General features: G+C 50.5%; 10 protein-coding genes. 8 read left to right on the top strand and 2 right to left on the bottom strand.

Annotation, left to right across the window (positions count from 1 at the left end; all coding sequences use genetic code 11):
* Nucleotides 1-57: 57 nt before the first annotated feature.
* The 8 genes from AC5JO6_RS19815 (at nucleotide 58) to AC5JO6_RS19780 (ending at nucleotide 9,745) form a co-directional block, all read left to right on the top strand.
* On the top strand, nucleotides 58-321 hold the full coding sequence (locus AC5JO6_RS19815; RefSeq protein ID WP_496082771.1) for a hypothetical protein: 264 nt from the start codon (nucleotides 58-60) through the stop codon (nucleotides 319-321).
* A 217-nt stretch (nucleotides 322-538) separates the two neighbouring features.
* The gene (locus AC5JO6_RS19810) at nucleotides 539-1,360 is read left to right on the top strand and encodes a prepilin peptidase (protein ID WP_496082770.1); all 822 of its coding nucleotides are present in this window, start codon (nucleotides 539-541) and stop codon (nucleotides 1,358-1,360) included.
* A 120-nt stretch (nucleotides 1,361-1,480) separates the two neighbouring features.
* Entirely contained in the window at nucleotides 1,481-4,420 is a 2,940-nt protein-coding gene (locus tag AC5JO6_RS19805; RefSeq protein ID WP_496082769.1) for an FkbM family methyltransferase, read from the top strand.
* 472 nt (nucleotides 4,421-4,892) lie between these two features.
* On the top strand, nucleotides 4,893-6,221 hold the full coding sequence (locus AC5JO6_RS19800; protein ID WP_496082768.1) for an ABC transporter substrate-binding protein: 1,329 nt from the start codon (nucleotides 4,893-4,895) through the stop codon (nucleotides 6,219-6,221).
* 133 nt (nucleotides 6,222-6,354) lie between these two features.
* Nucleotides 6,355-7,272 carry a carbohydrate ABC transporter permease gene (locus tag AC5JO6_RS19795; protein WP_496082767.1) on the top strand — a complete coding sequence of 306 codons (918 nt, stop codon included), beginning with the start codon at nucleotides 6,355-6,357 and terminating at the stop codon, nucleotides 7,270-7,272.
* A 3-nt stretch (nucleotides 7,273-7,275) separates the two neighbouring features.
* The gene (locus tag AC5JO6_RS19790) at nucleotides 7,276-8,160 is read left to right on the top strand and encodes a carbohydrate ABC transporter permease (RefSeq protein ID WP_496082766.1); all 885 of its coding nucleotides are present in this window, start codon (nucleotides 7,276-7,278) and stop codon (nucleotides 8,158-8,160) included.
* Nucleotides 8,161-8,217: 57 nt separating this feature from the next.
* A complete protein-coding gene (locus AC5JO6_RS19785; protein WP_496082765.1) occupies nucleotides 8,218-9,294 on the top strand; it encodes an ABC transporter ATP-binding protein in 1,077 nt (358 codons plus the stop codon).
* 25 nt (nucleotides 9,295-9,319) lie between these two features.
* Nucleotides 9,320-9,745, top strand: a complete 426-nt coding sequence (locus tag AC5JO6_RS19780; RefSeq protein WP_496082764.1) for a hypothetical protein — start codon at nucleotides 9,320-9,322, stop codon at nucleotides 9,743-9,745.
* A 433-nt stretch (nucleotides 9,746-10,178) separates the two neighbouring features.
* Here the strand turns inward: AC5JO6_RS19780 and AC5JO6_RS19775 are convergent, their stop codons facing one another.
* Together AC5JO6_RS19775 and AC5JO6_RS19770 are read right to left on the bottom strand one after the other, a co-directional pair.
* Nucleotides 10,179-10,775 carry a DUF4126 domain-containing protein gene (locus tag AC5JO6_RS19775; protein ID WP_496082763.1) on the bottom strand — a complete coding sequence of 199 codons (597 nt, stop codon included), beginning with the start codon at nucleotides 10,773-10,775 and terminating at the stop codon, nucleotides 10,179-10,181.
* Nucleotides 10,776-10,874: 99 nt separating this feature from the next.
* The gene (locus tag AC5JO6_RS19770) at nucleotides 10,875-11,972 is read right to left on the bottom strand and encodes a fatty acid desaturase family protein (protein ID WP_496082762.1); all 1,098 of its coding nucleotides are present in this window, start codon (nucleotides 11,970-11,972) and stop codon (nucleotides 10,875-10,877) included.
* Nucleotides 11,973-11,976: the final 4 nt, after the last annotated feature.

The following is an 11,976-nucleotide window of genomic DNA, read 5'->3' as shown; positions in this document are numbered from 1 at the left end:
ACCCTTCCCAAGAACGTACAGATATACTAAAGTCAGCAAAAACGAAGAGGCAAAACGGTGGTATACGCTTCGCAACGACAAAATCAAAGCAGGGTGGATGACTCGGACTTTACGGCGTTACTAGACCCCGCTCTGATTCGTTCAGCGCGGGTCATTTACACGACCTACTATGAAGTGCATCCCGGTTTGATTCAGCGCCCGCTTGGAGTGGCAATCAATCGCTTCACCCATCGGGGCAAGCTGATTTTTTCGGGTAAGCCTGTTCTCTTGCCTCAAGAATGCTTTGTGCCGTTTAGTCAGATTGAGTCGGAGATGTATTAGGAGTTGGGGGGTTGGGGTGTAGGGTATAGGGGCGCGATCGGTGGGTGCCAAAGCTCCGACTTCTTTGTCAAACTCTGAGGCATTCGTTGAACCTGGTTCAGAAGTCGGGGATTTATGCTGATCCTTCATTGATCAACAACAATTTTTCTGTGCCCATAGGGTAACTTAAGCATTGTCAGCTCAGTATTGCCGATGCCTCCCCTAACCCTTGTTTTTCATGGATCTTTTATTTGAGCTGTCTGCGACGATCGCGGTTTTCATTCTAGGAGCATCGATCGGTAGCTTCTTGAATGTGGTGATCTATCGGTTACCTGCAGGGTTGTCGCTGGTGCATCCGCCGTCACGCTGCCCTAAGTGTTTGCATCGACTCGGCAAGCGTGAGAATGTTCCAGTTTTGGGCTGGCTGCTGCTCAAGGGGCGCTGTCGGCACTGCAAAAATTCGATCTCTGCCCGCTATCCTCTGATAGAAGGAATGGCAGGAATTTTGTTTATCGCTACCTTCTGGGCGTTTGGCTGGTCGTGGCAGACCATTGGCTACTGGGCTTTTTTGAGCTGGCTGCTGGCACTGTCGCTCATTGACCTGGATACGATGACGTTGCCAAATCCGCTGACGCAATCTGGGTTAGCGATCGGTCTGGTCTTTCAAGCGATCATCGGCTTTTCGATCAGCGCCAGTTTTACAGAGGCTTTGACACAATTGATGCACGGCATTTTAGGTGCGGTCGTCGGGCTGTGGCTGCTGGATATCATTGCGCTTGCTGGCTCCATGCTTCTGGGGCAGGCAGCAATGGGCGCAGGAGATGCCAAACTCGCTGCCATGATGGGCGCATGGCTGGGTTGGAAATATCTGCTGCTGGCTGGTTTTCTTGCCTGCGCGATCGGTGCTTTTGCTGGTGGTGGTGCGATCGCCTTGGGCTGGCTCGATCGTCGGCAAGCAATGCCATTTGGTCCCTTTTTAGCGTTGGGTGCCGCGATCGTCGTCTTTTGGGGCAGCGCGATACTCTCAGCCTATTTTCGGGTGTTCTTTCCGCTGGTGTAAGGGGAAGGTTAGGGAAAGTTGTTGGTTATTAGTTTTTAGTTGTTAGCAGTTAGAAGCCAAGAATCAGAAGCTTTAACTCAAAACTTCCCCAGCTGCCGCCCCCCTGCCCCCTTTGTTTCTATGTCATTACCCCCTTCAGATCTCACGGTTAGTCAACTCATTGCTGCGCATCAGTGCTATCAAGCGGGGCAGCTAGCTGAAGCAGAAACGCTTTACCGTCAAATGCTGAAGCAAGACCCAGAGCAGATTGCGGCGCTGACTTGGCTGGCGCTCATTGTGGATCAGTTGGGTAGACCGGAAGAAAGCATCGCTTATTACGATCGCTTGCTGAGCTTACAACCGAGTGCAGAAGTACATAGCAATTTGGGAACGCTGCTGTGTCGTCTGGGGCGAGTGCAAGAGGGGCTTGAACATCAACAGCAGGCAGTCGCGTTGAAACCAGATCAGCCGGAGACGCATTACAATCTGGGCGTGATTCTAAGTCAGATTGGGCAGATTGATCAGGCGATCGCTCACTATCAGCAGGTCATCGCGCTTGCGCCCAATTATGGTGCGGCACACAACAATCTGGCAATGGCGCTGTATAAGCAGGGCAAACTGGAGGACGCGATCGCTCACTATCAGCAAGCAGTAGTGCTCAATCCTAATCATGTCAACGCGCTGAATGGGTTAGGAGTCGCACTGTTTCATCACGGACAGGTGGAGCAGGCAATTGAGCATTACGAACGGGCGATCGCTCTCAAGCCAGACAGCTTCAGCAGTTACAACAACTTGGGCACTGCACTCCAAAAGCAGGGCAAGTTAGAAGAAGCCGCAACCTATTACCAGCAGGCGCTTGCGCTCAATCCAGAGTATGCCAGCGCTCACGATAATCTGGGCACGGTACTGCAAGAACAGGGCAAGGTTGAAGCGGCGATCGCCTCCTATCGACGAGCGCTGGCGCTTGATCCGAATCTTGCCAATGCCTATAACAATCTAGGATCGGCACTTCAGGCACAGGGACGCGTTGATGAAGCGATCGCCAGTTGCCTACAAGCGATTCAACTTCAGCCTGATCATGCAGATGCCCACAATAACTATGCCAGCGGTTTAGTCGATCGAGGAGACTTTGGGACGGCGATCGAATACTACAAACAGGCAATTTATTACAAGCCCAATCACGCCAACGCCCATTTGAACCTGGGCATTGTGCTACTGCTGTTGGGCGACCTCAAGCAGGGCTTTGAAGAATATCACTGGCGCTGGCAGAATCGGCAGTGTGCCTCTCTACGCTACCCGAATGCGTTGTGGGACGGTTCAGACTTGAATGGTAAGGTCATTTTGCTGACCGCAGAGCAAGGCTATGGCGATACGATTCAGTTTGCGCGGTATGCCAGCCTGGTTGCTCAACGAGGCGGGCATGTGGTGATTGCTTGCCAAAAACCGCTGCTACGGTTGCTCAACACGATTCCAGGCATCGATCGCTGTGTCGATCGCGCCAATGTCGATGTCCAGACGCATGTTCACGCACCGTTACTGGATTTACCACTGCTGCTGGGAACCACACTAGAAACGATTCCCAGTGACGTGCCCTACCTTACCCCATCCAGCGACTTTCATCTACCGATCGCTGCTGACTGTCTCACACTCCAAACCCCACACCCTACACCCTTCAAAATTGGCATTGTGTGGGCAGCGAATCCAGACAGTTCTACCAGCGGTAAGCGATCGTGTGGGCTAGAACGTTTTCTGTCTCTCCTGAATCTTTCGGGCGTGGCACTCTACAGCCTGCAAAAAAATCCCACTGAAGCGGATTTAGCGCTGCTTGAGGCACATCCAATCGTACAGTTGCATGAACAGTTGCAGGATTTTGCTGATACTGCCGCCGCGATCGCCCAACTGGATCTGGTGATTAGCGTTGATACAGCCGTTGCCCATCTTGCGGGTGCGCTCGGTAAGCCTGTTTGGACGCTGCTGGCAAACGTTGCTGATTGGCGTTGGCTGCGCGATCGCGATGACACACCCTGGTACCCCACTATGCGTCTGTTTCGGCAAGCGCAAGAGGGTGATTGGGATGGGGTTTTTGAGGAAGTTGCAGAGGCGTTGCGATCGGTATTGGAGCAAGGTGAGGGGTTAGGAGTAACCGCAGAGGCGCAGAGACGCAGAGAAATGAAGCCAGCAGTCAGCAGTCAGAATCATCTCTCTTCTCTTACAAGTCAAAGCGCAAAACCCTCCTCTACACCCCACACCCCACACCCCATACCCCACACCACTAATGGTTTCAATCAACTCAAAGCCTGCCGTCATGGTACGTTCCTCTACAACCAAAATGATCTGTACATCGGTCGATCGCTCGAACTGTATGGCGAGTGGAGCGAAGGAGAAGTGGCACTGTTCCAACCGCTGATTCGATCGGGCGACACGGTAGTAGAAGTGGGCGCGAATATTGGTACTCATACCGTCTTTTTTGCGAAAGCGGTGGGTTCTCAGGGTCGTGTATTGGCGATCGAGCCACAGCGCATTGTGTTTCAAACGCTTTGCGCCAACCTTGCATTGAATAGCCTTACGAATGTTCATGCCTATGCGATCGGGCTTGGTGAAGCTCCCGGTTTTGCCCAGATTCCCATACTCGACTATCACCAACTCAATAACTACGGTGGTGTGAGTCTCAGTCACAATGCTGCTGAAACGCAGGCGGTTGGAGAGCAGATCCAGATTGCTACACTCGATAGCTTCGCTTTACCACAGTGCCACCTTCTCAAAATTGATGTGGAAGGCATGGAGCTACAGGTACTTCAAGGCGCAACTGAAACGATTCAGCGCTGTCAACCCATTTTGTACATTGAGAACGATCGTCAGGACAAAGCAACTGCGCTCATTCAATATCTCGTAGCGATCGGCTATGAACTGTACTGGCACTGTCCACCAATTTATAACGTAGACAACTTTTTACAAAATCCACAAAACGTTTTTGGCAACACAATCTCTGTCAATATGCTAGGGCTTTTACCGACACATCGTCTGGCAATCGAAGGTTTGGAGCGCGTGAGCATTGCTGATACGATCGCCAGTATCGGCTAAATACGCTTAGAGGATGTTTTAAAAGTCCAGATGCGTGTAGCTCTGGCGACTGAAGTCGCGGCTACACGCACAAAACCTGCCTACGCAGGTTCCAAAACCCTCGTGCTGAGGTAGTCCGCGCAGGCGGACTTTGTTGATGTAGTCGCGGTTTTAACCGCCAAACACTTTTCAAACAGCCTCTTAAATAAACTGGAGCGCTGAGTTAATCACCGAAGGGAGGTTTTCCGTAGCTTTACGATCCATATTATACTTTGAGAAAACTATACCTATTAGTTATTTTAGTAATCTCTCAGCGTAAGCAATAGAGAGTTTTTTTATTACCGAAGCACTATACTGTCTTCATTCTATGTCCATTGATTCATACTTGCTTTGAGTACTGACTACGAATCGATTGCAGAAACTAGCCTTGATTTGATTGCAATGAAGTAGTGCTCAATAGCCTTGACTAACATTATTTGCCAATCGTTTGCTTATGATTTTTTTTGCTTCTCTTCAGCGATCGCTTAGGCAGCAGTGGCAGCAGTCCGCTTGGTTTCGTCGCATTTGCTTACTCTGTGCTTTCAGCCTGGGTGCGCTGCTGATTATAGTGCCCGCACTATCGCAGCCTGTGACACTAAAACTGTTAATGACCTCTCCCGATGTGCCTCCGTGGAACAAGGTGATGGTCAAAGCGTTTGAAGAGCAAAACCCCGGCATTCGATTACAAATTGTCGAAGGACCTAATCAAACGAACTTGATTGAAGACCTTTATACCTCTGCTTTTCTCTTAGGTGATTCTCCCTATGATCTGATTAATATGGATGTCATTTGGACACCCAAATTTGCTGGAGCGGGATGGCTTCTGGATCTCACCGATAAATTTTCAGAACAGGATTTAGCCGTCTTTTCTACTGCTGATGTCGACGGTGGTAAATACAAAGATCGGCTTTATCGCTTGCCTGTGCGATCGGATGCAGGCGTACTCTACTACCGCAAAGATTTGTTGGCAAAAGCAGGGCTTGAGCCACCGAAAACGTTTGAAGATCTGGTCAAAAGTTCCAAAGCAATCCAGCAACAGGGGGCAGCGCGTTGGGGCTACATTTGGCAAGGGCAGCAATATGAAGGCTCTGCTGCCATGTTTGTAGAGGTGCTTCAAGGCTTCGGTGGCTTTTGGGTCAACCCTGAAACGCTAGACGTGGGACTCGATCGCCCAGAAGCCATTCAAGCCGTCAAGTTTCTTCGCAGCACGGTCGATCAGGGCATCTCTCCGCCCGGAGTGACCAACTACATTGAAGAAGATACTCGCCAGATTTTTCAAAGTGGTCAAGCGGTGTTTCTTCGCAGTTGGCCCTACGTTTGGACCCTGGCAAATGCCGACAAATCACCAATCAAGGGCAAAATTGGCATCATGCCGCTCTTGGGCACACCGGGACATCCCGGTGGTTCTTGCCTGGGTGGGTGGGGTTTGGGCATTGCCAAAACCTCAAAACATCCGAAAGAAGCCCTGACCGCTATTCGCTTCTTGACCAGCGCCGATGCCCAAAAAAGCTTTATTCAGGAAGCGGGCTATGTCCCCAGTCGAAAAGCGCTTTTTAATGATCCAGATATTGTTGGTCGGTACAGTCACTATCCCGAACTGCTTAACGTGGTGAATAAGGCAGTGCTGCGTCCTCCCGTTGCCCAATATGCTCAAGCGTCAGATATTTTACAGCGCTATCTGAGTGCCTCCTTGACCCAACAGCGATCGCCAGAAGAAGCGATGAAAGCAGCGGCGGATGAAACTCGACGACTGTTACAGGCTGGCAAAGTAAACGCGGCATAGAAGTGGTTGGTTTTTAGTTGCTAGTTGTTGGCAGTCAGCGGTCAGCAGTCAGCGGTCAGCGGTCAGGATCAACTCAAAACTCCTTCCCACTCCCCACTCCCCACTCCCCACTCCTACTCCCTACTCCCGCTCTATGCCACCCACTAAAACAAGAACCCTGCGATCGCGCGAACAATGGACTGGCTTGTATCTGATCCTGCCAGCAGTGTTGGTGCTGCTGCTGGTGTTTGCGTATCCGATCGGGCGATCGCTCTGGTTAGGGTTCTTTGCTCAAAACCTTGGCACTGGACTCAAGCCTGTCTTCACGGGCTTTGATAACTATATTCGGATTGCAGGAGACGGACATTTTTGGCAGACGTTTTGGGTCACAGTGCGGTTTACGATCATTTCTGTGGTGCTGGAACTGATCCTGGGCATGGGCATTGCATTGGTGCTAAACGAATCGTTTCGGGGACGGAATGTGCTGCGGACGATCGCCATTATTCCCTGGGCACTGCCAACTGCCCTGATTGCCCTCGGTTGGCGCTGGATTTTCAACGATCAATACGGCATTGCCAATGATATTTTGCTGCGGTTGGGACTGGCGCAAGACGGTGTGAACTGGCTGGGTGAACCGTTCACAGCCACGATCGCGCTCATTTTTGCAGACGTTTGGAAAGCGACACCGTTCATCAGTTTGCTACTGCTGGCAGGGCTACAGTCTATTCCAGGCGATCTTTACGAAGCCTATGCGCTAGAAGGTGCTAACCGCTGGCAGAGCTTTTGGCGGATCACGCTGCCAATGCTGTTGCCCCAAATCATTATTGCAGCGCTCTTTCGCTTTGCTCAGGCGTTTGGCATCTTCGATTTGGTGCAGGTGATGACGGGTGGTGGACCCGGTGGCGCAACAGAGGTTGTGGCGCTTTACATTTACTCCAACGCCATGCGGTATTTAGATTTCGGCTATGGTTCGGCGCTGATTGTGGTTACATTTCTGCTGCTTGTTATCGCTGTAGCGTTGGGCAGTTCGTTGATCATCCGGTATCGTTCTCGCACATCAGGAGCTTTATAGCGTATGGCTACGATACTGAACGGCACTTCACCAACCCAACCGACTCGATCGAAAACGTCCTTCTCGATCGGCAGCGTTTTCTTTTGGGCAGCAGTGGTAGCGATTGCGATCTTTTGCCTTGCGCCGATCCTCTGGCAAGTACTGACTTCATTCAAAGTGAATGAGGACATTTCAGCCGTACCGAATGTGTATCTTCCAACACGGCTGACGCTCAATCATTACATCGAAATTTTTAGTCGTCGTCCGTTTTGGCGCTATATTCTCAACAGCTTTGTGGTGTCATTTATTTCGACGATCGCGTGTTTGGCGATCGGTTCACCCGCTGCCTACGCCCTCGCTCGCTTACGTCCGTTGGGCGGCAAAATTATTCAGGCAGGTATCCTTTTAATCACACTCTTTCCTGGCATTCTGCTGCTTCAGGGACTGCTAGAAATAATTCAAGTACTTCGGCTGGGCAATAACTATTTGGCGTTGATCATTCCTTATACGGCGATTAACTTACCACTCACCATTCTAGTCATGCGGAGCTTCTACGAACAGTTGCCCAAAGACTTAGAAGATGCCGCCAGAGTCGATGGCTACAGTACGCTACAAATGCTTGTACAAATTGTGATGCCGATCACCTTACCTGCCCTTGTGACTACTGGCATTCTTACCTTCATTTTTGCCTGGAATGAATTCATTTTTGCACTCACCTTCATCACTGAAGAAACAATGAAGACCATCCCCGTTGCTTCTGCTCAAATTGGTGGTGCCTCTGTGTTTGAGATTCCCTACGGACCGATCGCTGCTGCTACCGTCGTTGGCACCATCCCCCTTGTCATCCTTGTTCTCATCTTTCAGCGCCAGATTGTGCAAGGGCTGACGGCAGGAGCCGTAAAAGGCTAAAAGCTAAAGGCTAAAACGCTTTTTATCCTTCATCCCTTATCCTTTATCCTTTCCCCCATGTCTCGACTTGAACTCAGAAACCTTAACAAAACATTCACTCCCAAAGTGATCCCCGTTAAAGACATTAGTCTGACCGTTGAAGATGGTGAAGTACTGAGTTTACTGGGACCGTCTGGCTGTGGGAAATCGACGATTTTACGGATGATTGCGGGTTTGGAACAACCCACACGGGGACAGGTGCTTATTGGCGATCGCGATATCACTAACAAACGACCGGGCGATCGCAACATTGCGATGGTGTTTCAAAGCTACGCCCTCTATCCACACATGAACGTGTATGAAAACCTGTGTGCTGGCTTGAAGCTGAAAAAAGTGCCTGCTGATGAAATTGAGCAGCGTGTTACCGAAGTATCGCGGGTGCTGGGGTTAGACGACCTGATGCAGCGCAAACCCGGACAGCTTTCGGGTGGACAGCGTCAGCGCGTTGCCGTTGGTCGGGCACTGGTGCGGCGATCGGATGTGTTTCTGCTAGACGAACCACTCAGCAACCTGGATGCACTCCTGCGAGAGCATGTACGAGCCGACTTGAAGCAAATCTTCCTATCGCAAAATGCACCCGTAGTCTACGTTACGCATGACCAAACGGAAGCAATGACGCTTTCTACTCAGGTTGCCGTGTTAAACAACGGCTATCTCCAACAGCTAGACGCACCAGAGCAAATCTACAATCGTCCGGCAAATCAGTTTGTTGCGGGTTTTGTCGGTAGCCCTCAAATGAATCTATTCACGCTTCCCTGCCAGGGTAACTGTGCGCTATTGGGAGACTTCAAACTGCCGCTACCTGATCTGCCGACCGCACCGCCCCAAATTGTGCTGGGTATGCGCCCGGAGAATGTGCGCCTTGCCGAGACGGAAACCCCACTCTTCAAAGGACAGGTGTTTCTCGTGGAAAACCTGGGGATGCACAATCTTGTCAGTATCAAAGTGCCCAACGCTCAAGGTGAACCGATCGTTCTGCGGCTACTGCTGGCTCCCGATCGCTGGGCAAACCGAGAGTTGTCGCTGACTGTTTTACCCGAAGCAATGCATTGGTTTGACGTGCAAACGGGTGACTCGCTCGTACGACGCTCATAAAGCTCATAAAACATGGAAAAGACTGATGAAGACAGCAACCTTGATGACTTTGACAAAAGCCGAATTGGACACGCTCTATCGACGGAGTGCTGTTGGTCAGTGCCCCAACGGCGACAGCAAGGGAACCCTTATTTTGGCTCCTGGATCAAAAGCCAACCAATGGCTTGCTGCCATCGCTAAGTCGCTGGTTTGGCAAGGAAAAGGCTTTAACCAAGACCAGGGATCGCTGCTGAACAAAGTGCTACCGTTTGGGCTGAAGCTGGTGAAGGCACAGGTCTATCTGGGCGTTAGCTGGATTGATGGGAAGGACGCAATCATTTTGGACTACAGTACAACGTCATTCATTGCCCAAAAAATCCGCGACGAAATTCGACAAATTGCACCTGGCATCTACCTGGGGCGATCGTTTTGGGATCGAACACACATTCTTGACTTTGTGCTGGAGTTCTAAGGATCGTGGATTTAATAAAACCGGATGCTTGCGTAGGATGTGTAAAGCCGTTCCGGCATCCCAGAAAAGCGCAGCGTAACGCATCGCTTCCGGGGGTTGTGATGCGTTACGGCTATCACCTTTAGCGAAGCCATGCCAAAGGCTATACACATCCTACAAAAGCCGATCTTATTTAATTCTCATTGGGAGCATGTCACTTTTGCGCCCTCACCCTAAATCCCTCTCCCTTTTTGGGAGAGGGACTTCAATCCGGTTCGGTTCCCCTTCTCCCCCTTTGGGAGAAGGGGTTAGGGGATGAGGGCAGTTCGGAATCGGCAAAGATGACATGCTCCCATTCTCATTCCTAAGCGGGAAAGAAGACGGCAAAATGTTAACAGTGCAGTCAGTCGTCAAAATTAACACCTCGCCCCTCACACCTCGCTCCTCTCCCGCATCAATCTGGGTCTCGTTTGTAGCGTCTTGGGTTGTGGCGATCGTGCCCCTCCGTTTGCTCCAAATACCAGCGCCGCCACTCTTTAGAACTCCGAATCGCTAACCAAAGCAACAGCAAAGCGATTAAACCGCCCTGCCGAGGTGCGTCTAGCGCAAACAGAACCAGTACAAAGCAGAGTGCATCTTGCGCGAAGACAACCCAGAGCGGAATTTGCTTCAGACGGTAAAACCAGCCCACCTGAACCAGTTGCAAAACCAGGGCAACCAGCCCACCAATGCCGCCCAACAGCCACACTAACCAGGTCGGAATGCCAGCAGCCTGTGCAACCGCCATACCCATAATCGCGCCGACCAAGGGGCTAAAGAGGAGTTGAATAATATGCAGCGATCGCTGCCCCAGACGATCTTTAGAGGCAAAAATTTCTACCAGCGACCAACTGACCAACACACCTAAAACCACGGGCGGCGAAAGATGTGACAGCAGCGGCACTCGTGACCACAAACTGCCTCCATACAGCAACCCAATGAGCAGCAACGGGAGCGCAATCCTCATCCCTCCTGCTGCGGAAGCAGAGAGCACAGCCAGGATTTCAATCATAAGAATGGTCAAACTAGGTTTTGCGTCCTTAGCTGCTAAGGCAGATGCATCTAATGCACAGTAGCAGTGGAAGCCTACCACTTCTAGTTTGACGCAATTTTAGAGTGTCGGTAAATTTAAGAGGCAGGCAATTGAAGCTTTCCCTGACCAGTTTGTCAGAGTCGTTTCATCCTGATAGTGTCGGGGTGTTGCTAACAAAAACCGCCAAGCCTCTCTCGCATCCAGTATGTAGTGCATGCGATCGGGGTAGTAAATTTGCAATAGCTCTCTCACGGCTGGGTAATAATCGGAGTTGATACTTGGGAAAATGTGGTGTTCGGCATGGTAAGAAAAATTCAAATGCAGCCGATCAACGATCTTTGGCACCCGGAGCGAAACACTATTAACAAGCGGATCGTTAACGGCTGTCAGAGGACAAACCAAATGCTGAGTGTAAATGTAGAAAATCATAATGCTATAGCCAACCCAAATCGGCAGCAGATAGCTCATAACAATTTTCACGAGGCTAAATTGAAGATAGGACAAAATGCCCAAATGCAACACTAAGATCACCAGAAACTCGCCTGCGATCGCTAGCCGTTCTTTTGCTTTAACTTTAAAGGCGGCAGGAAGGTAATCAACTGTTTCACGATTAAACAAAAGTACCGAAGTCAAGTTGCGGAACGCATAAAAGCCCCAGGCTGCCGCCATGCCAACAACTAAACCGATCGGATGAACTTCAAAGGAGGGAAAGCATAAGTTTTGCAGCCATTTTCCCCAAGTTTTGGGCTGAGTGTGTAAATAATTACGGTCAGGATCACTGAGAGAATTTGTCGTATTGTGGTGCACTCGATTATGTAATAGTTTCCACAGTGTCGGCGGCATCCATAGTATTGTTTGCCCCAAGAGGCTGAGCACACCGATCAAGCGGTGATTTCGAGCTACAGTGCCATGCATAAGGTCGTGGCAGCTAAATGCCAGAACAGCAACGCTATTCCCCATGATTAGGGCTAACGGCAGATAAAGCCACAAAAGACGGATATCCCAGCGATCGAGTTTGTCAGCGATCGCCCAACCCAACACCAGGATCGCCAGATTGATGCACAGAATCACCGCTTTGCTGGCATCTGGGAAAAATGCTTCTGGTGGTAAAAGAGGGCGCAGCTTTTTGGCATATACCGATTGATGAGTTAATGCTTGGTCGGTCGGTACAGTCATATAT

Source organism: Tildeniella sp., from assembly GCF_059505325.1.
Note: the sequence above shows the minus strand (reverse complement) of the source record. Positions and strands in the feature narration are given on the sequence as shown.